The following is a 24268-nucleotide window of genomic DNA, read 5'->3' on the forward strand; positions in this document are numbered from 1 at the left end:
CTTACGGCCCATTAGGTGCTGCCGGATGGGCCGTAAGTGACCCCGCGTTGCCCGGAAAACGGCATGGAGGATTGACCCAGACAACGCTCCGGAAGCTCCCAGCCCCTTGTGTCCTAATGGATCATAGGAAGTTGGTTGAACGCGGTCTCAATTGACGACGAACATTTCGAATCAGTAGGGTAGACGGTTTGAGTAGCACCCTGGAGGCAAGACTTTGACAACCACGCGCCCGATTGCGCTACGGCGAACTAGCGGCGAGACGCAGAAATCGGCCCCCAAATCAACGTTCCGTCCTGAGATCCAAGGGCTTCGATCTGTTGCCGTCCTCATGGTTGTCACGTACCACATCTGGTTCGGCCGGGTCTCCGGCGGGGTGGATATTTTCCTCCTGGTCTCTGCATTCCTCATGACGGCGCAGTTCACACGGCGGTATGCCGGCGGGCGGCAGACGGAGCTGATCAAGCACTACCTTCATCACTTCCGGAGGCTCTTGCCGGCAGCCGTGACGGTGATCGTTGGAACGCTGGCCGCCACTTTCATCTTCATGCCGGCCACCCGCTGGGTCGATACCATCAAGCAGGGCTGGGCTTCACTCTTCTACGTTGAGAACTTCCTGCTGCAGTCGCAGGCAGTCAACTACTACGCCGCGGACCACAGCCTGGCCAGCCCGCTACAGCATTTCTGGTCGCTGTCCATCCAAGGACAGGTCTTCATTGTCTGGCCGATCATCTTCGTGGGCGCTGGCTGGGTGGCGAGGAGGTTCAGGCTCGCGTACGTTCCCCTTCTGCGTTACATCTTTGGATTAGTCTTCCTGGTTTCCCTGGTGTATTCGGTCCTCTACACCGCTTCGGACCAATCGGCGGCGTACTTCTCGACGGCGGCCAGGCTGTGGGAGTTTGCCCTGGGAACTCTTCTGGCACTTTTCCTGCCTTCGGTCAAAATACCCAGGTCGGCCAGGATCGTCTTAGGCTGGCTCGGTATCCTGGCGATGCTCAGCTGCGGGCTCATCCTCGACGTCGAGGGGGTCTTCCCCGGGTGGTTGGCCTTGTGGCCAACGCTGGCCGCAGCCTGTATCCTCGCGGCGGGCCAGACCCAGAGCCGGTTCGGAATCGACCGGATCCTCAGTTCCAAGCCGCTCGTGCGGATGGGAAACAATTCGTACGCCCTCTACCTCTGGCACTGGCCCATGTTGGTCATCTATCTGGCTTGGTCCGGCAAGACCCACGCCGGCTGGTTGTCCGGCACAGTGATCATTGTTGGTGCCTTCCTCCTGGCTGTTCTGACCACCAGGTTCATCGAGAAGCCGTTGCGGGAGTGGAAGTGGCCCGAGGCCAACCGGCGCAGAAGCGCGATTTCGCTGGTTGCGGTAGGGGCCGTGGCTATTTTGCCCTTGGCGGGTTGGCCCCTGCAGATCGAGCAGACAAACCGTGCCTTGGTTGCAAACATGGATGCCCGCAACCCCGGAGCGGCGGCCGTGGGCGGGGACTTCGTGTACACCCCCGATCCAGGAGTGCCCTTGGTTCCAAGCATGACCGCCGTTGATGGGGACTGGCCGGTTTTCCCGACCGCCTGCACAGGGACCGCGGACCCGCAGGAGTTCGTCAACCGATGCACCAACGGGATCAAGAACGGGACGAAGTCCGTGGTGGTCATAGGCAGTTCGCACGCCCACGTGCTGAACACGCCGCTGCTTACGATGGCCGCAAAGAACAATTGGAGCCTGACGTCCATCACGAAGGGATATTGCCCGCTTGGCGAGGACACCGCGGCAGACATTACGCAGGCATGCGTTGACTTCAACAAGGCCACGCTCGCAGAGGTCCTGAAGATGAAGCCGGATGTTGTGGTGACGACCAGTACGCGCACCAATGCTCAGAGCAACGTCCCGGAGCGGCTCGATCCTTCCTGGGTCACGGAAGTAAAGACCCTCAACGACGCCGGAATCCAAGTGGTCGCCTTCCGAGACACACCACGGGCAGCGCAGCCAGTTCCCGCTTGCCTTGAGAAGAACCCCGGCGCGTATGTTGCCTGTGGTTCCCAACGCGCCGAAATCTATTCGGAAGACTCCCCGACGGGGGCCGTCGCCGCGGCAATGCCCGACACGAAATTCCTGGACCTCTCGAAGTACTTCTGCCCTGATGCGAATTGTCCTGCAGTGATCGGCAACGTGATTGTCTACAAGGACGACAACCACGTGACCGCCACCTACATGAAGACCCTGACCCCATACTTCGAGAAGGCGTTCATGGCCGCGACCGGGTGGAGCTAGGCGGCCAGAGTTGGGTTGTCCAGCGGCTCGGCGGCGGATGCCGGGTGCTGTTGCTCACATTGCCCTCGCGGAATATGGGGATCGGCGGCGAGGTTCTACTATTTATTCAGAACCTTTCTGCACAGGCCAGTCCCGTAATGACGGGCTGGTCATCAGCTGCAACCCCTACCAGAGCAACCCCCAAGAACCAAGGTAAGAGGCGCACTCATGACCCAGCCCGAACACGATCCCTTTGGCTTTGTTGGCCTGACCTATGACGACGTCCTGCTGCTGCCGGGCCACACCAACGTCATTCCGTCCGAAGCTGACACCTCCTCCCGGATCTCCAAGCGGATTTCGGTCCAGACCCCGCTGCTGTCCGCCGCCATGGACACTGTCACCGAGTCCCGGATGGCCATTGCCATGGCCCGCCAGGGTGGCCTTGGCGTCATCCACCGCAACTTGTCCATCGAAGACCAGGCCGACCACGTCGACCGCGTCAAGCGCTCCGAGTCCGGGATGATCACCAACCCCCTGACCATCCACCCGGAGGCCACCCTTCAGGAACTGGACGAACTGTGTTCGCGTTACCGGGTTTCCGGCCTGCCCGTGATCGACACGGACGGCCGTCTACTCGGTATCGTCACCAACCGCGACACCCGCTTCGTGCCGGAGTCCGACTTCCCGCTGAGGCTGGTCAGCGACGTCATGACCAAGATGCCGCTCATCACGGGCCACGTGGGCATCAGCCGCGAAGAGGCTTCGCACAAACTGGCCACCAACAAGATCGAGAAGCTGCCCCTCGTTGACGAGCAGGGTCGCCTCAAGGGCCTGATCACCACCAAGGACTTCACCAAGGCCGAGCAGTACCCGCTCGCGACGAAGGACGAGGAAGGCCGCCTCCGGGTCGGCGCAGCCATCGGTTTCTTCGGCGACGGTTGGGAACGGGCCATGGCCCTGATCGACGCCGGTGTCGACGCACTTTTCGTGGACACCGCCAACGGCCACTCGCAAGGTGTCCTGGACATGATCACGCGCCTGAAGTCGGATCCCGTCGCTGCCCACGTTGACATCATCGGCGGCCAGGCCGCCACCCGCGAAGGCGCCCAGGCACTGATCGACGCCGGTGCCGACGGCATCAAGGTGGGCGTGGGCCCGGGCTCCATTTGCACCACGCGCGTTGTTGCCGGTGTGGGCGTTCCCCAGATCACGGCTATCTACGAGTCCTCGAAGGCGGCCATCCCCGCCGGTGTTCCGCTGATCGCCGACGGCGGCCTGCAGTACTCGGGCGATATCGGCAAGGCCCTCGTGGCCGGTGCCGACACCGTCATGCTCGGCTCATTGCTGGCTGGTTGCGACGAGTCGCCGGGTGAGCTGATCTTCGTGAACGGCAAGCAGTTCAAGAGCTACCGCGGCATGGGTTCCCTGGGGGCCATGCAGTCCCGTGGCAAGAACACGTCCTACTCGAAGGACCGCTATTTCCAGGCGGACGTTTCCGGTGATGACAAGCTCATCCCGGAAGGCATCGAAGGTCGCGTCGCCTATCGCGGCCCGCTCTCCTCGGTGGCGTACCAGCTGGTCGGCGGCCTGCGCCAGACCATGTTCTACACGGGTGCCCCGACCATCGCCGAACTCAAGGCACGCGGTAAGTTTGTGCGCATCACTGCGGCCGGACTCAAGGAGTCCCACCCGCATGACATCCAGATGACCGTCGAGGCTCCGAACTACGGTTCCCGCTAGGCGTAAATTCCTATCCCAGGCAGTTCCAAGCGAGCCCGCCACCTCCACTATGGGGGCGGCGGGCTCACTTATTTATCAGGCATTGCCTGTCGTCATGGTCTGCGTCACCCTGCCGGAACATCGCGCCGCACTGGGATAACCTAGAGCAGTGACTTACGAGATTGAGATTGGCCGTGGCAAGCGTGGGCGTCGTGCCTACTCCCTGGATGACATCGCGATCGTCCCCAACCGCCGGACGCGCGACCCCAAGGACGTTTCGGTCTCATGGCAGATTGATGCCTACAAGTTTGAGATGCCCGTGATCGCCGCACCCATGGACTCCGCGATGTCGCCTGAAACGGCCATCGCGCTTGGGCGGCTGGGCGGCTTGGGCGTTCTGGACCTCGAGGGCCTGTGGACGCGGTACGAAGATCCCCAGTCCGTGCTGGACGAGATCTCTGCCCTTGCGGATGAAACGGCCAGCCCGACGGTCACCCGGCGCATGCAGGAGCTCTACAAGGCCCCCATCCAGCCCGAACTGATCACCACCAGGCTCGCGGAAATCCGCGCATCGGGCGTGACAGTGGCCGGCTCGCTGACACCGCAGCGCACCCAGGAACACTACAAGACAGTGGTGGCCGCCGGCGTCGACATTTTTGTCATCCGGGGCACCACGGTCTCGGCCGAGCACGTCTCAAAGAACCATGAGCCCCTGAACCTCAAGCAGTTCATCTATGAGCTCGACGTCCCCGTGATCGTCGGCGGGGCTGCCGGCTACACCCCGGCTTTGCACCTCATGCGTACCGGAGCGGCCGGCGTCCTGGTGGGCTTCGGCGGCGGCGCAACGACTACCACGCGGCGCGCCCTCGGCATCCATTCGCCCATGGCTTCCGCCATTTCCGACGTCGCCGCCGCCCGCCGCGACTACATGGATGAATCCGGCGGACGCTACGTGCACGTGATAGCCGACGGCGGCATGGGTACTTCGGGTGACATCGTCAAAGCCATCGCCATGGGCGCCGACGCCGTCATGCTCGGCAGCGCCTTGGCCCGTGCCGAAGAGGCCCCGGGCAAGGGCTGGCACTGGGGCCAGGAAGCCCACCACCTTGAGCTGCCCCGCGGCGACAGGGTCAACGTCGGCACCGTCGGTCCCCTCGAAGAAGTACTCTTCGGGCCGGGCCACCACACCAACGGCACATCAAACCTGATCGGCGCGCTCCGCCGCTCCATGGCGACCACGGGCTATTCGGACCTGAAGGAGTTCCAGCGGGTCGACGTCGTCGTCTCGCCATACTCGGGCCAGTAGCTCCCGCTCGGGCCGCTTTAGCGCAGGCGAAAACCCTGCCCAAGCCGCTGGACAAGAAGTAGTGTGGGGAACTACGGGCTTGTGCGATGGGAGGCGTCCAATGAGCAGTGTTGCAGATGGTTCGCAAAGGATTGATGCATCAACCGGTGCGTTGAGTCCGGAGGCGCGGGAAAGATCCATCGAAGTCCTCAGGGGAACCACGGAGCCTGGCAAGGAACTCGACATCCTCATCGTCGGGGGAGGCGTAGTGGGGGCCGGTGCGGCGCTGGACGCGGTGACCCGCGGTTTGTCGGTGGGCATTGTCGAGGCCCGGGACTGGGCTTCCGGCACGTCGTCACGGTCTTCGAAGCTGATTCACGGCGGCTTGCGTTACCTGGAAATGCTCGACTTTGCGTTGGTCCAGGAGGCCCTCCAGGAACGTGGTTTGCTGATCCAGCAAATCGCCCCACACCTCGTGCGCCCGGTTCCGTTCCTGTATCCGCTGACCCGGCGTTTCTGGGAGCGGCCCTACGTTGGTGCCGGCATCTTCCTCTACGACACGCTTGGCCTCACCTCCGGCCACAGCCGCGGCGTACCCATGCACAAACACCTCTTCCGGCGCGGAACACTGCGGGCAGCACCCAGCCTCAAGAGCGATGCCTTCGTCGGCTCCATCCGCTACTACGATGCACAGGTCGACGACGCCAGGCTGGTGGTCAATGTCGTCCGCACGGCCGCACATTACGGAGCGCATGCCGTGAACAGGATGCGCGTGGTGTCGTTCGTGCGGGAGGGCGAACGCGTGGTCGGCGCCAAGGTGGAAAACCAGGAAGACGGCAGCATCATCGAAGTCCGCGCCAAGCAAGTGGTCAATGCCACCGGAGTCTGGACGGACGAGACCCAGGCCATGGTGACGGATCGCGGCCAGCTCAAGGTCCGTGCATCCAAAGGCATCCACCTTGTGGTCCCGCGCGACCGCTTCCAGTCCACGGTCGGATTGATCCTGAGAACTGAAAAATCCGTGCTGTTCGTCATTCCTTGGGGGCGGCACTGGATCATCGGCACAACGGACACCGACTGGAAGCTTGACAAGGCGCATCCTGCAGCGTCTACCAAGGACATCGACTATGTTCTTGAACACGTCAATCGTGTCTTGAAGCGGCCCTTGACCCGTGAGGATGTCGAAGGTGTCTACGCCGGACTGCGTCCGCTGCTGGCGGGGGAGAGCGACTCCACGGCCAAACTTTCACGCGAACACGTGGTGGCGCACCCGGTTCCAGGCTTGGTGGTGGTTGCGGGTGGAAAGTTCACCACGTACCGGGTCATGGCGAAGGACGCGGTGGACGAAGCGACCCGGGCCATGGACGAGCGCGTGCCGGCGAGCTGCACCGATACCATCCCCCTCCTGGGCGCCGAGGGATTCAAAGCCGCGTGGAACAGGCGGGGAAGAACCGCCGACGAGGCCGGGGTCCACGTTGCCAGGGTGGAACATTTGCTCAACCGCTACGGCTCCATGACCCCGGAAGTCCTCGCCATCATCAAGGACAACCCGGCGATGGCGGAGCCGCTGCCGGGGGCAGACGACTATTTGGCGGCAGAGGTCGTCTATGCCGCGACCCATGAGGGTGCCCGGCATGTCCATGACGTCCTGACCCGGCGCACCCGCATCTCGATCGAGTCGTGGGACAGAGGTGTTTCCGCGGTCCCTGTTGTCGCTAAGCTGATGGGAGAAATTCTTGGCTGGAGCGATGCGCAGCGGGAAAGCGAAATCAAGCACTACCTGGCCCGGGTGGAAGCTGAACGGCTCAGCCAACAGCAGCCCGACGATGAATCGGCCGATGCTGCGCGCATGGGCGTCGATGACATCGTTCCCCTCCGCTGAGCGGCCCGGGTTGGCTGGCCACACTGGAGGGAAAACGACTTGGCGGAACCACTGGACCCGTATGATGCCGAACTAACCACGCCGGAGACCGTCATCCTTGAGATGGAAGCGGTAGACAAAACAGATGCCGCGGGCCAGCTCGCGGAACGGCTGTACGCAGCCGGGCGCATCACGGACCTTGAGGGCTTCCTCGAAGTCGTCAACTCGCGCGAGCACCAACTTGCTACCGGGCTGCCGGGCGGCATTGGCCTTCCGCATGCCCGCAGCGAGTATGTCTCCAGGGTCTCCATCGCTGTTGGTGTCACGAAATTCGGTCATTCGTTGGACTTCGGCGCCAGCGACGGACCGGCCACGTTGGTCCTGCTCATCGCTACGCCCGCCAGCTCATTCTCGGACCACCTGGAAGTCCTCGCGACCTTGGCCCGCTCGCTGTCCAAGGAATCGTTCAGGGAATCCCTCCGGCGCGCCCACGATCCCGAAGTCATCGCCGAACTGATCAACTCCAGCTTGGTTTTCTTCGACCACTGAGGAAGGGGCAGGCCCTCCCGTTTAGCTGTTCTACAGCTTGACGAAGTACGGTTAAGGGGTGTTGAAAACCGCTCTGAAGCCCCGCTGGATCGCAGGACTTGTCTTTGCGCTCCTGCTCTCCGGGGTGTTTGTGCTGCTCAGCCAGTGGCAGTTCGGCAGATCCACCCAGAGCGACGCCCCGGTTGACGACCCCGCTGTGGAGCAGGTCAAGCCGCTTACCGGGGAATTGCAGCCTGGAACGTTCTTCCCGGGTTCGGCGTCGGACCAAATGGTCAGTGCCAAGGGTAGTTACGATCCCACCAAGCAGGTCCTCGTGGAGGGCCGGCTGCTCGCAGGGCAAAAAGGGTACTGGGTAGTGACCGCGTTTGCGGTCGACGGAGCACCTGTCCTCCACGGCGTCGGCGCAACCGGAAAGACGTGGATCCCCGTGGCCCGCGGCTGGGTCGCCGATCCCGCCCAAGCCGGTCCGCCGCCGTCGGGCACCATTGAACTGACCGGACGGCTCCTGCCGTCCGAGGCGCCGGTGCCAAACGTCGACGCCGGAGCGGGACGCGCCTCTGCGGTCTCCGTCGCGGAACTCATCAACACGTGGGACGTCTCGAGCTATCCCGGCTTCGTCGCCGCGACGTCGGAAGTATCCGCGGGCAAGACCCTCGCACTTCCAGCGCAGCTGAAGCCCTTGAATATCCCGGCCCAACCACCCAACCAACAGATCAACTGGCTCAACCTTTTCTATTCCGTGGAATGGGTGGTCTTTGCAGGATTCGCCCTCTACATCTGGTGGCGCATGGTGGCCGATGACTACCGGCGCACCCTTGAAGACGACGAGGAAGAGCCCGACGACGAACACCCGTCAGACGATTTGCCAGCAATTACCAAGCCAGAACAGGTAAAGCCATGATTGAGCCCAAACCGGCCATCCAGCCCGAACAGTCCGGAGAATCCGCCGCGAAGCCAAGGGCGGCCAAGAAGCGCCGCTTCGGCGGAACGACGGCGCAGATCCGCTCGGCCCTGAAGTTCTACAAAGTCATGGCTTACCTCACCGGCACCATGCTGTTGCTTCTGTGCGCCGAACTCGTCGCGCGCTATGTGTTCGGCGTGTATCTCTTCGCCGGCGGTACCGATGCGATCACCGGTCAGCCTTTCGGTTTCGGATTCGCCGACGCCGAGTCCAAGGCGGTCCTGGGCGGGGTCAACGTTTCCGTGGGGGTCCTGATCGTCCACGGTTGGATGTACGTGCTGTACCTCATCTCGGATTTCCGCTTGTGGTCGCTCATGCGCTGGCCGTTCACCAAGCTCGTCCTGCTCGCCTTGGGCGGCGTCGTCCCTCTCATGTCCTTCATCGTGGAGAAGAAGTTCCACTCTGAGGTAGAGATGGAACTCGCCGCGAATCCGCAGGCCTCCAAGCGCTACTGACGGGCGTGGTGCGGCGGTCACTGTGAGATCGCTAACGTCGGACTGGTTCCGGGGCTGATTTCCGGGCTTCACGACCGGCTTCAAGGTGCACCGGGGCATCCCGGCAAAGTAGGCTGTTACGGTGACTACTCCCACCGCACCCTTCAGTTCTGAAGCTCAGACTTCCCAGAAGCCGGTGCTGGTTGTTGACTACGGTGCCCAGTACGCGCAGCTGATTGCCCGCCGCGTCCGTGAAGCGAATGTGTACTCGGAAATTGTTCCGCACACGTTCACCACCGAGCAGCTTCTGGCCAAGAACCCGGCAGCGATCATCCTCTCAGGCGGACCTTCAAGCGTTTATGCCGAGGGTGCCCCGAGGGTTGGCGCGGACCTTTTCGAGGCCGGCGTCCCGGTCTTCGGTATTTGCTACGGCTTCCAGGCCATGGCGAACGCGCTCGGCGGCAAGGTCGCTCAGACCGGTCTGCGGGAGTACGGCGCTACCGAGGCCACCACCGTCGGTGAGGCGCGCTCCATCCTTGCAGGTGTCCCGGACTCCCAGAACACCTGGATGAGCCACGGAGACTCCGTTCACGAGGCTCCTGAAGGCTTCGAGGTCCTGGCGACCACCGCCGGAGCACCTGTGGCTGCTTTCGCGAACGAAGAGAAGCATCTCTACGGCGTTCAATGGCACCCGGAAGTAAAGCACTCCGTCCACGGCCAGCAGGTTCTGGAAAACTTCCTGTTCAACGGGGCAGGCCTGAAGCCGAACTGGACCACAGGCAACATCCTGGACGAGCAGGTGGACCGGATCCGCCGGCAGATCGGCGATTCCAAGGTCATCTGCGGCCTCTCCGGCGGCGTCGACTCGGCCGTTGCCGCAGCCCTCGTGCAGCGCGCCGTTGGCGATCAGCTGACCTGCGTCTTCGTGGACCATGGCTTGCTGCGCGAAGGCGAAGCCGAACAGGTCGAGCGTGACTTCGTTGCTGCTACCGGCGTCAAACTCTACGTCGCCAACGAGCAGGAGCGTTTCCTGTCCGCCCTGGCCGGGGTCAGCGATCCCGAAACCAAGCGCAAGATCATCGGCCGCGAGTTCATTCGTGCGTTCGAGGAAGCAGAGCGGGCCATCATCGCCGAGGCTGCGTCCGAAGGCGAGAGCATCAAGTTCCTCGTCCAGGGCACCCTGTACCCGGACGTCGTCGAATCGGGCGGCGGCGAAGGTGCCGCGAATATCAAGAGCCACCACAACGTGGGCGGCCTTCCCGAGGACCTGCAGTTCGAACTCGTTGAACCGCTCCGCGCGCTGTTCAAGGACGAGGTTCGTGCCGTGGGCGCGCAGCTCGGCTTGCCGCAGGAGATCGTCGGACGCCAGCCGTTCCCCGGACCCGGCCTCGGTATCCGCATCGTCGGCGACGTGACCAAGGAACGGCTCGACCTCCTTCGCAAGGCGGACGCGATTGCGCGGGCTGAACTCACGGCGGCCGGACTCGACAATGACGTCTGGCAGATGCCTGTCGTGCTGCTGGCCGACGTCCGCAGCGTTGGCGTGCAGGGCGACGGCCGCACCTACGGACACCCGATCGTGCTGCGTCCGGTTTCGTCCGAGGACGCCATGACCGCCGACTGGTCGAGGCTTCCGTATGACCTCCTCGCCAGGATCTCCAACAGGATCACCAACGAGGTTGATGGCGTCAACCGCGTGGTACTTGATGTCACCAGCAAGCCGCCGGGAACCATCGAGTGGGAATAGCATTCTGAGTGACCGGCCTCTGTTCCAGGGGCCGGTCACTTTGTTTTTCCCCTGAAATCAGCGCCAATTTGCCTTTCCACCAGTGTTGCGGTGCGGACTGCCGGTCGATTCCCGCTACCCTCGAAAGTATGCCGATTTGGTCCAAGTCGTCTCGAGCTATAACAGAAAAGAAGGCAGCGGTGTCAGTAGGTCAAAGCCACGAAGAGAGCTCCATAGAGCTTCGGAAATGGCTGTCGGGGCTCAAGCCCGTGACTGGCGCGGACACCATGCTGCGCTTCGTCAAGACGCCGGAAGGGTCGATAGACCTAAGCAACGGCCACCCCTCAGGCCTGGCACAGCTCCTCGCCGGACGTCGGACCCGTCTTTCCACCTTGATCCGGGATCGCCAGCAGTATCTTGTTGCCGCGCGTGCAGCCAGGAACCTTCGCTCAAAGATTTTCGAACTGGGAAATGACCGGGGAATCGACGCCGGCTATCTCTCCTGCGGCACGGTCGTGTGGACGTCGGCGGTGGGAGGGAAACCCCAACGAGTCTCCGCCCCCGTCATGTTGGCAGCCATCTCACTCACGGCGCGGCCGGGCGAAGACGACTACGAGCTGCAACTGACCGAGCAAGCAGGCATCAACCCCGCGTTGGTCCGGCATTTGAAGACCGTCCATGGAATCGTCTTTGACGTCAACGCCGTGAGCCGCATGGCCTACAACACCGCGCGCCTTGACCCGCTGCCGGTCCTCGACCGTCTTGCCACACTGGTACAACCGATCCACGGTGCCGAAGTAACCCCCAATCTCCTCATCACGACGTTGGCGGATCTGTCCGGGAACTTGGACGACCCCTGGATCAACGAGAACAGCAGCGTCGTTGCCTCCCTGTTTGAAGCCGCCAACGGCGGCGATGTGGAACCCGAACCCATCAAGTCCGGACGGTTCCCGAACCTCGACGAGCGCGACCCCGCCGAAGAATCGCTGCTCCTGGACGCGGACTCGGATCAGCAGTACGTCGTGGATGCCGTCCGGGCAGGGGACTCGCTGGTGGTGAGCACCCCACCAGGCAGCGGCCAGACCCAAACCGCGATCAACGCCATCGGTGCCCTCGTCAACGAGGGGAAGTCGGTGCTTGTGGTGGGCGACCGGCGGGCGAGCCTCAACGGCCTGGCCGGCCATTTTGAAGCCCTTGGCCTTGAATCGATGCTGTTCAGGCCAGGCAACGGTGCCACGCCCCAGCAGCTCAAGGGTCAACTGGTCAGCGCGATTATCCGCAACGAGAAGTCGCTGGAGCCGCAACTCGCGAATCTCCACAAGACCTTGACCGAGCACCGCCATGCACTCATGGACCACGTCGCCTCTTTGCACAACGTACGGCAGCGCTGGGGGTGCTCGCCCTACCAGGCAATGCAGTCGCTCGCGGAGCTCACCTCGATCCACCCTGCCCCCGCTACGACGGTGCGCTTGAAGCGCAGCGTGTTGGACAATATCAAAGACCGGGCCGAGTTGGCCGAGAGACTGCGCCGCGCTGCGGAGCTTGGCAGCTTCAGCCGTGAATCGACGTCGAGCCCTTGGTACGGGGCCCGCCTGGTCACGCGCAAGGAGACCGAGGAAGCCCAGCAACTGGCCAGCAGTGCCGCCGAACAACTTCCCCGGTTGCGTGAACGGATGAACCAGGTTGCGGAGCACTCCGAAATCCGGCTTGGGGCGAACTTCGCCGAATGGGGCGCGCAGCTTGAACTCTTGATGGCGGTCCGGGAGAGCCTGGACAAGTTCACCCCGGATATTTTTGACCGGCCGGTCCACGACCTGATTTCGGCCACCGCTACCTCCGCTTGGCGCCGTGAGCGGGGAGTCGAGATGCCCTCGATGCAGCGCTCCCGCTTGCGTCGTGTGGCAAAGGAATATGTCCGCCCCGGTGTCCACATTGCGGATCTGCACAGCTCCTTGGCGCTCGTTCAGGAACAGCGGGCACTGTGGGCCCAGTACGCGACCACCCAGCGCCATCCGGCAGTGCCCTCCGGACTTGCCGACCTCGGCGCGAGCTACCGCGAACTGGACCGGGATCTCCGCCGCTTGGGCGATTGCCTCCAACACACCGCGGCTGGCGGCGACCTCCACGCGACGCGCTACGAGGATCTCATGGAGCGGCTTGAGCGCCTTGTGGCGGACACCGGCACTTTGGAGACACTCCCGGAGCGCACGCTTCTGGTCGAGAACATGCGCGAGCACGGACTCGCCGAGCTTCTTGCTGACCTGGCTGAACGCGAAGTGCCTGCCGAATCTGTTGCCGCGGAACTGGACCTCGCCTGGTGGCAGTCCGCCCTGGAAGCGATGATCAGCGGTGACGACTACCTCGCGATGTCCGACGGCGATTCCCTTCGCCGCCTCGAAGCGGAGTACCGCCTGGCGGACCACGCGCACATTGCCAGCGGGGCCGCGCGCCTGCGGTGGAAACTTGCCGAAATGTGGCGGGCTGGAATCGCCGAACACCCCCGCCAATCGGAGCTCCTGCGGAACCTGATCAAAGACGGCCGCGTTACCCTGTCCGCGCTCAGTGCCCAGGCGCCCGCCCTTGTGTCCCGCTTGGTTCCGGTGTGGTCCATCAGTCCGTACCTGCTGACGAGCCTCTTGCCCGCAGAACAAAAATTCGACGCGGTGGTGATTCTCGATGCCGAGAGCACATCGTTGCAGGCCGTCCTGCCGGCCATTGCCCGGGCCCAGCAAGTGGTTGCCTTTGGCGACGCGAAGATCGCCAATGCCCGCACTTTCAGCGTCGCCGTGGAGCCACCCATGGCCGGAGCCGCAAGCCAAGACACCGTGGACAGTGCATTCAATGCCCTGGCCCGGGTCCTGCCCACCTGGCAGTTGAACTGGGTGTATCGCGCGGTCGACGAAGATCTCGTGCTGCAGTTGAGCAAGAACTACTACAACGGTGGCCTTCGCCGGCTGCCGGACGGGCAGTCCGTAACCGGGTTGGACCGCTCGGTGGTAGTTGAGTACATCCCGGATGGTACTGGCCTTCCCGGGGCGGATCACGAAGGTGTCGAATCGGTCGCCGCGGAAGTGAACCGTGTGGTTGACCTGGTGTTTCAACACGCCAGTCTGCGGCCAAGGACCTCGCTCGCCGTGGTCACCGCAAGCCTGCGGCATGCCGCAAGGATCGGCGAGGCCATCAGGCTCCAGCTCCCCAACTATCCGCTGCTGTCGGGTTTCTTCAACGCCGGTGCGGAGTCCTTCCGCGTGGTGGATTTGGAGCGCGCACAAGGACTGGTCCGCGACCACATCATCTTCTCCCTGGGCTTTGGGCGCACCCCGCACGGCCGGGCTCTGCACAGTTTCGGGCCGCTCTCCGTAGAAGGCGGGCGAAACAAGTTTGCCTTGGCAATGACCCGATCCCGGAGGTCGTTGCACGTCCTGAGCTGCTTCCGTCCGGAGGACCTCGACCTGGACAGGTTGGCTCACGGCGCCGTTGATTTCCATGAACTCCTGGACCGTGAATTGTCCGGGAATTCGGACCTGGGGACGCCCGCCACCAGGGCTGCTGCCAGCGAGCAGGCGCTCGGTGAGGATCCGTTGGTGGCGGATCTGGGCGAGCGGCTCCGTGCACGCGGAGCCCGGGTGTGGCACCACTACGATGGAGCCTTGGACATTGCCGCGGCAGCCGATCCCGTGCACACCATAGGTCGCGATGACACCGAAATGCCCACCCCGGTGGCCATTGAATCGGATGGCACGGAACGATACCGCCGCATGAGCGTCAGGGAGCGCAGCAGGCTCCGGCCCCAACTTCTGGAACGCCTGGGTTGGCGTTACATGTCCTTGTGGACCATTGAAGTATTCACGGATCCTTCGTCCTGCGCCGACCGCATCGGTTCCTATCTGGGGCTGGAGAAGCCGACGGCACCCTCGTATGGTGCCGTCCAGGATGGATTCCTGGATGTTGATGTTGAACAATTGGAACTGAACAGTCAGGCGGACCAGGCCACGGCCGGGCCTGATGGTATGCAAGGCCCCCGCGGTACGCAAGGCACTGGCTCGGGACCGGCGATCCCCTAAGGAAGCGCAATGGCGGAAAGCAAAAGCACTCAATCCAAGCGCGCTGCGGACACCAGTGCCGATGCGCTGGGCCCTGACGCGGAGTTGGACGGGCAGGAGAAAACAAAAGTGAAGCCCGCACCGGAGCGGAAGCCGGCAGGAGAGAGTATTCTCCCCAAGAAAGCCTCCGAGGATGATCCACGCCGTTGGGGCGATGAGCCTGGCTATGACCACGACGCCTGGCTGAAGGAGCAAAGGCCCCCGCACTGGGGCTGAACCCTCCATTTGCTCGTGGTTATCCGGCCGGGGCTCGGGATTGCCGGTTGTCAGAGGGATTGACGAGGACAAAGAACAGTTTCCCTCGCGTGGAAGCTCCGGCGAGGATTTCGGCCTGTTGCGGATTGGCGGCGACAACCACAAGGCCGTCCGCCTCGTTCGTGCCCAACCATTGGGTGGCCTTGCCTCCCTGCCCGGACGTCCACAAGACCGGGACCGCAGATGCCAGGAGTTCGGATTTCTTGCCGGGCCCTTCAGGCCCATCTGCTGCGGTGAGCACAACGTCGACCACCTGGCCCGGCGAGATGAGCTGGATTGAAGCGGGATCGGCCATGCGAAGTGGAACGGCCGCCGTCGCGGGTGCGGTGCCGGTGAGCAGGCCCGGTCCCAGGAGTTGGGCGTCCGTGGGGATCTGCCCCTTTCGCAGGGGCGAGGCAAGCTGCTTCCCGCCGTATCCGGTTTTGGGGGAGAGCGCCCCCGCGGGAACTCCATCTGGAAGGACTTCGAGGGGTTTGAGGTCGGAATCCATCAAAGTGGACCCGGCAGGAAGATCCCGCGCGGCGGCCAGGACCGTGACTCGCTGCTCCGAAGGGGGAGTCAGCTGGTGGACCGCGATCCCGGCGGCCACGCATAGCAGAAGGGCCACCACGAGGCGGCGGTTGTGGTTTAGCCAGCCAGCGAAGCGTCGATGCCCGGATTGTCGCGTGGGAGCGCCGAGGCGCCCGCCCGCCCTGAAAGGAAGAACCTGAAGGCGACGCGTACGGGCCATGCTCATCGGCGACGGGATCCTATCGCGCGGGAGCGACGAAGATCCGGCAGGCACAGGGCCCGGGGATACGTTCGGGATTTTTGGCATGGTGCCACGCTAACGGGGCACGCAGGTCCCGTGGCAGGGCCCTATTGAGCTATGTGGAAACGTTGAGTTATGTGGAAACGTCGTGCTATGTGGAAAACCGGGGGCAGCCGGAAACGCTATCAGCTCGCGGCAGCCGCCGGAACCGACGCCGGAGCCGGAGACGCAGCTGGTGCGGCGGGAGCGGCCGAAACGGTGCTTCCCTTGGAATCCCGGGAGTCGGTGCGGTAGAAGCCCGATCCCTTGAAGACGACGCCCACGCTGTTGAACTTCTTACGCAACGACCCTTGGCATTCAGGGCAGTCGGACAGCGAGCTGTCCGTGAAAGCCTGAACGATGTCAAAGGCATGTCCGCAGTCTTTGCAGGCATAGGCATATGTGGGCACTGGTGATCCTCCTCCGGGACGAACTGCAGGTCCTGTGCTGCCAAGGCGGATTGTTCCGTCCATTAGCAGTCGCAGGGCCTGAGTGCCAATTCTATCATCCGGAGTCGAGGCCGCTACTACGGAATGTGGCGGAGTAGACAGACCTCAAACTCGGTCAAGCCGCCGCAACCAGGCGTACAACCCGGTAAGGGGTAAGTGCCTCGGCCACCGGCTTGTCGAATGATTGTGCGGGGATCGTCCCCGCGGGCAGCACTTCGTGGTCATATACGACGGCGACAGTCGGCGGACGCTGCCCGTCGGCGTCGAGCTTGTCGAGGAGCCGGTCGTAGTAACCGCCCCCTTGCCCGATACGGTTTCCGCTTTCATCGACCGCGGTGGCCGGAAGGAAGATTCCAGCCGCATCCTTGATGACGCCACTGTCGAATCGTTCGCCCACGGGCTCGTCAATCGGGGCGTAGTTCGAGCGGACAAAAGACGTTTCCGGTGTCCAATAGACCCAGCTCAGACGCCGTTCCGGTTCACAGACGGGAAGGAGGACCCGGTGCCCGGCGGCGTGGAGCGCAGCGAGCAAGGGCATTGTCGGCGGCTCGGCAGCCACGCCGACATAAGCCGCGAAAGTCGACGGATTCCCTTGGGTAACCGCATCCGCCCACAGGAGGCCATGGCGGGCAATCCCCGTTCCAGCGTCAGCACGCTGTTGCGCGGTCAAGGTGAGCCTGCGCTTGCGGTTGTCCCGGCGGATATCGTCCTTCAAAGTCATCTTTGCTCCAGTTCTTGCTGCTGTGCGGCCCGGGGATGGGCAGGAAAGGGAGCTTCACCGCTGTGCGCCCCGGGACTCTTTTGCCCAATGTCCAGCTCCTTCCGTTAGATTAGTCCGGTGACTTCCAATAGCTGCGCCGTCCGCAAGGCCGTGATCCCCGTTGCGGGGCTCGGTACCAGATTCCTGCCGGCTACAAAGGCCATGCCCAAGGAAATGCTGCCGGTGGTCGATAAGCCGGCCATCCAATACGTGGTTGAGGAAGCCGTGGGCGTCGGCCTCAACGACATCCTGATGATCACGGGACGCAACAAACGCGCATTGGAAGACCACTTTGACCGTGTCCCGGCTCTTGAAGCGACCCTTGAGGCCAAGGGAGACCTCACAAAGTTGGACGCTGTACAGGCCACGAGCGGCCTGGGCGACATCCACTATGTTCGCCAAGGCGACCCGAAGGGCTTGGGCCATGCGGTGCTGCGTGCCAAGCAGCACGTCGGCTATGAACCGTTCGCGGTTCTTCTCGGTGACGATCTGATCGACGCCCGGGACACTCTCCTCAGCGACATGATTGAGGTCCAGCAGAAGACCGGCGGATCCGTCGTAGCCCTCATTGAGGTGGAGCCCTCCCAGATCAGTTCCTATGGCTGCGCTGACATCGAGGATATCGGCGAAGACGGCTACGTCCGGATCAAGCAGCTTGTGGAAAAGCCAGCCGCAGATGAAGCTCCATCAAACCTGGCCGTGATTGGCCGCTACGTGCTTCACCCCGCCGTATTTGACGTCCTTGAGCACACCGAGCCGGGACGCGGCGGGGAAATCCAACTGACGGATGCCCTCCAGGTCCTGGCCGCCGAGGAGGGCGAAGGCCGCGGCGTGTATGGAGTGGTCTTCCGTGGCCGTCGATACGACACCGGGGACAAGCTGAGCTACCTCAAAGCCTGCGTCCAGCTGGCGTGCGACAGCGAAGATCTCGGTCCCGGTCTGCGTGAGTGGTTGCCCGGCTTCGCCGCCGGCCTCAGCAAGTAGCTCATCGTGTGGGGATCGGCCATTTGGCCGGTGACGCTGGAGAGTGGCGACCTCATCTTGCGTCCCATTCACTACCGGGACAAGAAGGAATGGACCGAGGTCCGCTCACGCAACAGTGATTGGCTGGCGCCTTGGGAAGCCTCCAACCCGGCCCCTGGCGGTCGCCTGCCGAATTATCGGCAGATGGTGGCTTCCCTCAACTCGCAGGCTCGGCAAGCGAGTGCCCTTCCGTTCGTGATCACGGAGCGCATTCCCGGGTTCCCCGAGCCCAGGATCGTCGGGCAGCTCACGGTCTCCTCGATAATGTGGGGGTCGGCGATGACGGCCACGCTTGGTTATTGGGTCGACCAGGCGCGGGCCGGCCGCGGAATAGCTCCCACCGCGGTTGCCATGGCCACCGACCATTGCTTTGAGGCTCTGGGCCTGCACCGGATGGAGATCAACATCAGGCCCGAGAACGGGCCGAGCCTACGCGTCGTTGAGAAGCTGGGATTCCGTGACGAAGGCCGCCGTGAGCGTTTCCTCCACATCAACGGGGAATGGGCTGACCACCGAAGCTTTGCGTTGACCTCGGAAGAGGTCCCCGGCGGTTTGCTGGCCGCTTGGCTGAGACGCGGAGCCAACTAGTCGGCCCAGTGGATGAGAGCCGGTAAATCCATTGATTTGCCGACTCTCCGACGACACACCGTGGGCAATGCGGCGGCCTCTGCGTATTTCCTTCTACGGTTTTGATTGTGGACTTCCCTCTCAGCAGCTCGGTGATATTGGTCATTGCTGTCGCGCTGTGGATTGTTTGGGTTGCGCCATACATACTGCGGAATCGTCACAACCACGTCCAAATGGCCGGTGACATCCCGGCAGATGTCATCGACGAAGACGCTCATGAACTGCAAGCCGGGGTGGTTCTGTCAATCACCCCTCGGCAGGAGAAAGCAATGGAAACCATGCAGAGCACCGCAACCGCATTGCCCGAGGTATCGGCCGGCGCCGGCGAACGGCGTGATGCTGCATCGGATGCGGCGGTCTTCAAAGTCAGATACGGGCGCTGCGCCCTTGCACTCGGCGGTCTCCTCCTGCTGCTCACGGCGGCCGTTTCAGGCGTTCTTCGCATTCTTGGCCTCGTTTCGGGTTGGCTGCCGCTGGCATCCATCGTCGGTGTGGTCGGGACCGTTTTCCTACTTCGCCGGCTCGCCATCAGGGACCGCCGGGCGAAGATGAACAGGGCCTTCCGTAATGCAATGGGTCCCGCGGTCGAGAGCCCCCGAGAAAGTGCGCCGGCGTCGGACCGGCCTGCGACCAAGATCTTCGACGCCGAAGCCCACGCCCGTGAGGCCACCCGACTGACCGCCGTCGAGCTCCGTCAGGCCGCCCTTAACGTTGCCGTCGCCGCGGGCGACAACACAGTCCGGTTTACGGCGGAATCCAAAGAGTCTGAATGGCGGCCGGTGGACGTACCCAAACCAACATACGTCGACGCCGCCAAGGCGCCTCGACCGGCGCCCGAACCCCTCGACTTGCCTGAGGCCCCCAAGCCGCTCGGCAAGCCGACGTTGAAGCCGGCCAGCGCGCCGTCCGCGGGTCCGTCGGTCCAGGTACAGCACGGCAAGCCCCAGAGTGCCCTCAGCAACCTCGACGACGTTTTGCAGCGCCGCCGGGCATAGCCTCCCTTGACTACTGTCTGCGTCGCAGGTGGCACGGGACAGGTGGGCCGTGAAGTCGTCCGCTTGGCGCTCGACGCCGGACTCGACGTGACGGTGCTGAGCCGCCGCCCGCCGTCGGGCACGTCGCCAGCCCATCACGACGGCGCCCGCTACTTTCAGGCTGACGTCACCACAGGGGCCGGGCTGGCAGAAGCCCTGCACGGGGCCGACGTCGTGATCGATTGCTTGGAAGGGCAGTTCGGGAAAGCCCTCAAGAATTTCGCCGACGGCGGCGCGCGCCTGCTCGCTGCGGCCTCCGGTGCCGGTGTCCGCAAGGCTGTTGTCCTCTCGATCATCAACTGCGACCAGAGCAACGCGGCGTTTTATGTCTCCAAGGCAGACAAAGAACGGGTCTACGCGAATTCTGCGCTTGAGACGGTTGTTGTGCGGGCCACCCAGTTCCACAGCCTCGTGACGGCGGTTTTCCAGGCCGCGGCGAAAATTCGCCTCATCCCGGTCTTCAAGGGTGCCCGCTTTCAAACGATTTCGCCTTTGGACGTGGCGTCGGAGTTGCTTGCCGAGGCCATGGGGGAACCTTCCGCTGAGCGACACCGGACACGAACCATCGGCGGACCGGACATCCGGACCATGCGTGAACTCGCTGAGATCTGGCTCAAGGCGACCGGGCGTTCTGGACGGATCGTAGAGGTGCCGTTGCCCGGAGCGATGGGCAAATATCTTCGGAACGGACTGAATTTGGTGCCAAGCCAGCGGACCGGGACTGACACGTTCGAGTCGTGGTTGGCAAAGCGCGAAGATAGTTTGTAGCCTAGGGACACTGGCAATGCACAGTTGACCAGGGGCTATAGCTCAGTTGGTAGAGCGCTTCGTTCGCATCGAAGAGGTCAGGAGTTCGAATCTCCTTAGCTCCACAGTGAAGGCCCTTTGACCTGCGGAAACGTTGGGTGGGAGGACCTTTCTTGTGCCAAAAATTGGGCCAACCACACGGCCATATCCTCCCGGCCCCGGCACCACAGCGAGAACCTGTTTAACGCTCTCGGTCATGCCGTTTGCGGGAGAGCGCCTCCGCAAACTCGAGCGGGTCTGAGCCCCGCTTGCTGGAAGTCTCTGCCGGGTGGGTGGAGGAGGTCCGTCGCCGACCGGCAGCGGTCAGTGTGGCTGATTTTTGCGGAGGTATTCCCGCAGTCCGGGGATGGCGAAGTCGGTTTTTCCGTGGCCGGTTGATTCGATGAGGCCTGCGGCGAGGAGTCTGGTCCGGTATTTGGCCACGAGAGTGGGCCGTGAACCGGTCCGCCGGACGATGTCCCCGGCCGTGGAGGGTCCATCGTCGATGGCCATTGCGTGCAGGATCTCCTGGTCTTTGGCGGATGCCGCGGCGAGGGCGGCTTCAATGACGACGCGTTCGTTGCGTCGGATGGCGGCGGCAATTGCCCGGTCGACGGCGGCGGAGGAGAGGCCGCCGTTGTTATTCTCGGCCTCGCGCCAGAGGAAGTAGCCGACCAGTTGGATGAGGAAGGGGTAGCCTCCGGTGGTTGTCGCTGCCTTGTGCACCAGGTCCGGGTCGATGGTGATCCCGGCGGCGGCGAAGGTTTCCGTGAAGGATGTCTCGACATCGCGTACCGCGGCGGCATGGAGATCGATCTTGTCGGCTCTGCCAAGGAATGTTGCCACGCCCTCGTTCAGGAGATCCGATACGGCAGAGGGAAGGCCTGCAAAGATCAGTGCGATGGGCAGCCGGTCTTGGATGAAGTGCTGGACGTTGGCCGCCAGCTGGGCCAGTTCGGCTCGGTCGGCGGCATGGATCTCGTCGACGGTGATGAGGAGCCCGGTCCCGCGTTCGTCGAGAAGCTTCAGGAGTGTTTCCCCCAGTTCCCACCAGTCCACCTGGCGTTCGGGCGAAAGTTGGGACGTGACACTGAACCCGGCAATCGAAATCCCTGTGATACGACGGCGGGATTCGGGTTGGTCGTCAAGCTCCTGGATGATTCGGCGCATCTTTTCGCCGATCCGACCCATGAAGGTTCCGGTCGCGGTCTCGGCCACCACTGCCCATCCGTGCTCCTGGGCAAGGTCATGGGCAGCTCCCAGCATGACCGTCTTGCCGATGCCGCGGGCACCGGTGAAGATGGACAGGAGTCCAGGGGCTCCGGAACCGAGCTGAAGGCCATATTCGAATTCATCCAGGAGTCCGGAGCGGCCGATGACTTCCGGTGGGGTGGCTCCGGCCGTAGGCCGGAACGGGTTGTCCATGTTGAGCACGCCACGTTCCTCAGGTGAATTTGGGTGAATTTGGTGAATTTGGGTATCCGGGTGAATTTGGTGAACTTTTGGCCATGATACTCGTGGTCCTCGGATCCGAGCCACTGAGGGGTCCATCGGGGGTAGACGATCTGCGTCGGAAGGACGGCGCCGAAGACGAAGATGCAGCATTCGCGCGTTTGGAGAGGGCAACCCTTGGAAGACAACGAAATATGCCCTCCCCTAAGAAGAGGTCAGGAGTTCGAATCTCCTTAGCTCCACAGTGAAGGCCCTTTGACCTGCGGAAACGTTGGGTGGGAGGGCCTTGCTCGTGCCGATCCTTAGCTCATCCGCTCAGCCAGGGACACAATGATCCCCTCTGGACCTCGAACGTACGCCATGCGCCAGGCTCCCTCGTACTGGCCGATGCCACCGACCAACCCGTACCCCTCCGAAGCCAACCGGTCGACCCTCGCTTGAAGATCGTCGACTTCGAAAGACAAGCTGCGCAGCCCAAGTTCGTTGGCCATGGCGGCGGGCGATCCCGGCTGCGGATCTGGCCTGACGAAGCTGGATAGCTCCACCCCGGTTCCTCCGCCTGGTGTCCGCAACATGACGATCTCGGTGCGGGAGTCCGGGATCGCTGTGACCGTATCAATGAACTCGCCCTCCACAAAGGTCCGGCCCTCGATCTCGAGCCCGAGTCCCACGAAGAACGCCGCCACGTGGTCGAGGTCCTGAACAGTGACGCCGACGTGGTCGAACCGCATGATGCGCGACATGAGAAAAACCTCCAAGTGTTCGTTTGCACGGTCCAGGACGGAGCCTACCGGGGACTTTACGGCGGATTCACGTTGGGAGAAAGGGTCCGGCGCGCGGCTGGCACGGTGTACGGGCAGGGATCCAGGTCGGCGGCCCGGCTCCGTGTGCGCAAACCAGCGGATTGGCCGGCACGGCCCGTGCGTAGGCTTGGGGAGCGCCATGTCAGACTGGACGCATGTGTCCCCTCCCTGTGAAGCCGCGCGCTCTGTCCAACAGCGTTGAGAGCGTGGGCCCGACGTCGTCGAGCGGCGCAGGCCGCCACCTGGCCCTGAGGATCGACGATGCCTGGCTCAGGTTCCAGACGCGTCTCGCGATCCGGCGCGGTCGGGTGGAGACCGTCATCCCTTACACCGGTTACGGCACCACCTCATGGGTCCGGGTTTTGGCGCGCATTGTCCGCAGTGAACCACGGGACGGCGGGAGCGGCACCCAGGCAGGTAAGCTCAAACCGCTGAAAGATGGCATGCGCGGTTGGCGCAATTTCACGAGCGCGCCCGTGGCACATGCCACCGTGCGGGTGACGATTGCGGGCATCGACCACGACGTCGAAGCCGACCGCGGAGGTGTCGTCGACGCCCAAATCCCGGCAGCCCTCGACGTCGGCTGGCATATGATCACCGTGCAATCCGGCGGATCCAGGATCGTGGAAGCCCCTGTGCAAATCGTCGCGGACGACGCAGACTTCGGTGTCGTCTCCGACATTGACGATACCGTGATGGTCACGGCGCTGCCCCGTCCATTCCTAGCCGCCTGGAACACCTTCGTACTCGACGAACACGCGAGGACCCCGACGCCGGGCATGGCTGTGCTGTATGAGCGGATCGTGAGGACGGCGCCGTCGGCCCCCGTGGTGTACCTGTCGACCGGAGCGTGGAACGTCGCTCCGACACTGTCACGCTTCCTGTCCCGCAATTTATATCCCGCCGGTCCCAAGCTCCTGACCGACTGGGGTCCCACCCCGGACCACTGGTTCCGCAGCGGACAGGAGCACAAGAGGAGTTCGTTGGAACGTCTCGCGGCGGAGTTCCCCGGCATCAAGTGGTTGCTGGTAGGTGACGACGGACAGCACGACGAAGCGATCTACGCCGAGTTCGCCCAACGCCATCCGCAGAACGTCAGGGCAATCGCGATCCGCCAGCTTTCCGTCGGGGAAGCGGTGCTCGCAGGCGGGCGGTCAAAGTCCGCGGCTCAGCCCACGCCGGGGATTCCCTGGATTTACTCTCCGGACGGTGCAGGGATGTCGGCCCAGCTCGAGCAGCTGGGCATTATCCGGCGCAGCGTCCGGCCCGCAGACGTGCCCGAGACGCCGTAGGCCCGCAGCTGACCGACGTCGGATCCCCGCCCGGTGAGAACAGCAGGCGGTGCCGACTCATCTCGCAGACAAGCAGCCTATGGTTGGCAATTTGCGCCGCGCGTACGATCA

The 24268-nt window shown here is 63.3% G+C and carries 20 protein-coding genes and 1 tRNA gene; 16 read left to right on the plus strand and 5 right to left on the minus strand.

Annotation, left to right across the window (positions count from 1 at the left end):
- Positions 1 to 214: 214 nt before the first annotated feature.
- The 10 genes from AC3WJU_RS09085 (at position 215) to AC3WJU_RS09130 (ending at position 15102) form a co-directional block, all read left to right on the plus strand.
- Complete coding sequence (locus AC3WJU_RS09085) at positions 215 to 2269, plus strand: acyltransferase family protein (protein ID WP_492259701.1); 2055 nt, start codon at positions 215 to 217, stop codon at positions 2267 to 2269.
- Between the two features lie 207 nt (positions 2270 to 2476).
- Positions 2477 to 3988 carry an IMP dehydrogenase gene (gene guaB, locus AC3WJU_RS09090; RefSeq protein ID WP_284991334.1) on the plus strand — a complete coding sequence of 504 codons (1512 nt, stop codon included), beginning with the start codon at positions 2477 to 2479 and terminating at the stop codon, positions 3986 to 3988.
- 148 nt (positions 3989 to 4136) lie between these two features.
- Positions 4137 to 5273 (plus strand): GuaB3 family IMP dehydrogenase-related protein, encoded by a 1137-nt coding sequence (locus AC3WJU_RS09095; protein ID WP_306958937.1) that lies wholly within the window; start codon positions 4137 to 4139, stop codon positions 5271 to 5273.
- A 100-nt stretch (positions 5274 to 5373) separates the two neighbouring features.
- Positions 5374 to 7134 carry a glycerol-3-phosphate dehydrogenase/oxidase gene (locus AC3WJU_RS09100; protein WP_059387421.1) on the plus strand — a complete coding sequence of 587 codons (1761 nt, stop codon included), beginning with the start codon at positions 5374 to 5376 and terminating at the stop codon, positions 7132 to 7134.
- A 39-nt stretch (positions 7135 to 7173) separates the two neighbouring features.
- Complete coding sequence (locus AC3WJU_RS09105) at positions 7174 to 7662, plus strand: PTS sugar transporter subunit IIA (protein WP_059387422.1); 489 nt, start codon at positions 7174 to 7176, stop codon at positions 7660 to 7662.
- A 58-nt stretch (positions 7663 to 7720) separates the two neighbouring features.
- The gene (locus AC3WJU_RS09110; protein WP_307052524.1) at positions 7721 to 8563 is read left to right on the plus strand and encodes an SURF1 family protein; all 843 of its coding nucleotides are present in this window, start codon (positions 7721 to 7723) and stop codon (positions 8561 to 8563) included.
- Positions 8560 to 9078, plus strand: coding sequence for a DUF3817 domain-containing protein (locus AC3WJU_RS09115; RefSeq protein WP_492259702.1), 519 nt, complete (start codon positions 8560 to 8562; stop codon positions 9076 to 9078). Before AC3WJU_RS09110 ends, AC3WJU_RS09115 begins: the two co-directional genes overlap by 4 nt.
- Positions 9079 to 9199: 121 nt before the next feature.
- Positions 9200 to 10804, plus strand: coding sequence for a glutamine-hydrolyzing GMP synthase (gene guaA / locus AC3WJU_RS09120; protein WP_284991339.1), 1605 nt, complete (start codon positions 9200 to 9202; stop codon positions 10802 to 10804).
- Positions 10805 to 10932: 128 nt separating this feature from the next.
- Entirely contained in the window at positions 10933 to 14847 is a 3915-nt protein-coding gene (locus tag AC3WJU_RS09125; protein WP_492259703.1) for an AAA family ATPase, read from the plus strand.
- A 9-nt stretch (positions 14848 to 14856) separates the two neighbouring features.
- Positions 14857 to 15102, plus strand: a complete 246-nt coding sequence (locus AC3WJU_RS09130) for a hypothetical protein (protein ID WP_445286177.1) — start codon at positions 14857 to 14859, stop codon at positions 15100 to 15102.
- Positions 15103 to 15121: 19 nt separating this feature from the next.
- Here AC3WJU_RS09130 and cpaB read toward each other — a convergent pair whose 3' ends face one another.
- The 3 genes from cpaB to AC3WJU_RS09145 form a co-directional block, all read right to left on the minus strand.
- Complete coding sequence (gene cpaB, locus AC3WJU_RS09135; protein ID WP_172465467.1) at positions 15122 to 15877, minus strand: Flp pilus assembly protein CpaB; 756 nt, start codon at positions 15875 to 15877, stop codon at positions 15122 to 15124.
- Positions 15878 to 16077: 200 nt separating this feature from the next.
- On the minus strand, positions 16078 to 16341 hold the full coding sequence (locus tag AC3WJU_RS09140) for an FmdB family zinc ribbon protein (protein ID WP_059387425.1): 264 nt from the start codon (positions 16339 to 16341) through the stop codon (positions 16078 to 16080).
- A gap of 154 nt (positions 16342 to 16495) precedes the next feature.
- Complete coding sequence (locus AC3WJU_RS09145) at positions 16496 to 17101, minus strand: 5-formyltetrahydrofolate cyclo-ligase (protein ID WP_307052526.1); 606 nt, start codon at positions 17099 to 17101, stop codon at positions 16496 to 16498.
- A gap of 117 nt (positions 17102 to 17218) precedes the next feature.
- On the opposite strand from AC3WJU_RS09145, the gene galU reads away from it, so the two are divergent.
- The 5 genes from galU (at position 17219) to AC3WJU_RS09170 (ending at position 20696) form a co-directional block, all read left to right on the plus strand.
- Positions 17219 to 18124: a UTP--glucose-1-phosphate uridylyltransferase GalU gene (gene galU / locus AC3WJU_RS09150; protein ID WP_441437642.1), complete on the plus strand. Its 906-nt coding sequence runs from the start codon at positions 17219 to 17221 to the stop codon at positions 18122 to 18124.
- Positions 18125 to 18130: 6 nt separating this feature from the next.
- Entirely contained in the window at positions 18131 to 18751 is a 621-nt protein-coding gene (locus AC3WJU_RS09155) for a GNAT family N-acetyltransferase (RefSeq protein WP_284991345.1), read from the plus strand.
- Between the two features lie 212 nt (positions 18752 to 18963).
- Entirely contained in the window at positions 18964 to 19785 is an 822-nt protein-coding gene (locus AC3WJU_RS09160) for a hypothetical protein (protein WP_306958935.1), read from the plus strand.
- A gap of 6 nt (positions 19786 to 19791) precedes the next feature.
- Complete coding sequence (locus AC3WJU_RS09165) at positions 19792 to 20592, plus strand: SDR family oxidoreductase (RefSeq protein WP_492259704.1); 801 nt, start codon at positions 19792 to 19794, stop codon at positions 20590 to 20592.
- A 31-nt stretch (positions 20593 to 20623) separates the two neighbouring features.
- Positions 20624 to 20696 (plus strand) — tRNA-Ala (locus AC3WJU_RS09170).
- Positions 20697 to 20934: 238 nt separating this feature from the next.
- On the opposite strand, the gene AC3WJU_RS09175 is transcribed toward AC3WJU_RS09170, so the two are convergent.
- Together AC3WJU_RS09175 and AC3WJU_RS09180 are read right to left on the minus strand one after the other, a co-directional pair.
- Positions 20935 to 22035: an ATP-binding protein gene (locus tag AC3WJU_RS09175; RefSeq protein ID WP_492259722.1), complete on the minus strand. Its 1101-nt coding sequence runs from the start codon at positions 22033 to 22035 to the stop codon at positions 20935 to 20937.
- Positions 22036 to 22364: 329 nt separating this feature from the next.
- A complete protein-coding gene (locus tag AC3WJU_RS09180; protein WP_059387432.1) occupies positions 22365 to 22805 on the minus strand; it encodes a VOC family protein in 441 nt (146 codons plus the stop codon).
- A 215-nt stretch (positions 22806 to 23020) separates the two neighbouring features.
- Here AC3WJU_RS09180 and AC3WJU_RS09185 point away from each other — a divergent pair, with 215 nt between their 5' ends.
- Positions 23021 to 24157, plus strand: a complete 1137-nt coding sequence (locus AC3WJU_RS09185; RefSeq protein WP_492259705.1) for an App1 family protein phosphatidate phosphatase — start codon at positions 23021 to 23023, stop codon at positions 24155 to 24157.
- Positions 24158 to 24268 lie beyond the last annotated feature (111 nt).

The organism is Arthrobacter sp. FW306-1B-F12A (assembly GCF_058781865.1).

Excerpts from the sequence above, each read along its gene's own strand:
- guaB (WP_284991334.1), top strand. The coding sequence starts at position 2,477 with ATGACCCAGCCCGAACACGATCCCTTTGGCTTTGTTGGCCTGACCTAT.
- AC3WJU_RS09100 (WP_059387421.1), top strand. The coding sequence starts at position 5,374 with ATGAGCAGTGTTGCAGATGGTTCGCAAAGGATTGATGCATCAACCGGT.
- AC3WJU_RS09115 (WP_492259702.1), top strand. The coding sequence starts at position 8,560 with ATGATTGAGCCCAAACCGGCCATCCAGCCCGAACAGTCCGGAGAATCC.
- AC3WJU_RS09125 (WP_492259703.1), top strand. The coding sequence starts at position 10,933 with ATGCCGATTTGGTCCAAGTCGTCTCGAGCTATAACAGAAAAGAAGGCA.
- AC3WJU_RS09130 (WP_445286177.1), top strand. The coding sequence starts at position 14,857 with ATGGCGGAAAGCAAAAGCACTCAATCCAAGCGCGCTGCGGACACCAGT.
- cpaB (WP_172465467.1), bottom strand. The coding sequence starts at position 15,877 with ATGAGCATGGCCCGTACGCGTCGCCTTCAGGTTCTTCCTTTCAGGGCG.
- AC3WJU_RS09145 (WP_307052526.1), bottom strand. The coding sequence starts at position 17,101 with ATGACTTTGAAGGACGATATCCGCCGGGACAACCGCAAGCGCAGGCTC.
- AC3WJU_RS09160 (WP_306958935.1), top strand. The coding sequence starts at position 18,964 with ATGGCCGGTGACATCCCGGCAGATGTCATCGACGAAGACGCTCATGAA.
- AC3WJU_RS09175 (WP_492259722.1), bottom strand. The coding sequence starts at position 22,035 with ATGGACAACCCGTTCCGGCCTACGGCCGGAGCCACCCCACCGGAAGTC.
- AC3WJU_RS09180 (WP_059387432.1), bottom strand. The coding sequence starts at position 22,805 with ATGTCGCGCATCATGCGGTTCGACCACGTCGGCGTCACTGTTCAGGAC.
- AC3WJU_RS09185 (WP_492259705.1), top strand. The coding sequence starts at position 23,021 with ATGTGTCCCCTCCCTGTGAAGCCGCGCGCTCTGTCCAACAGCGTTGAG.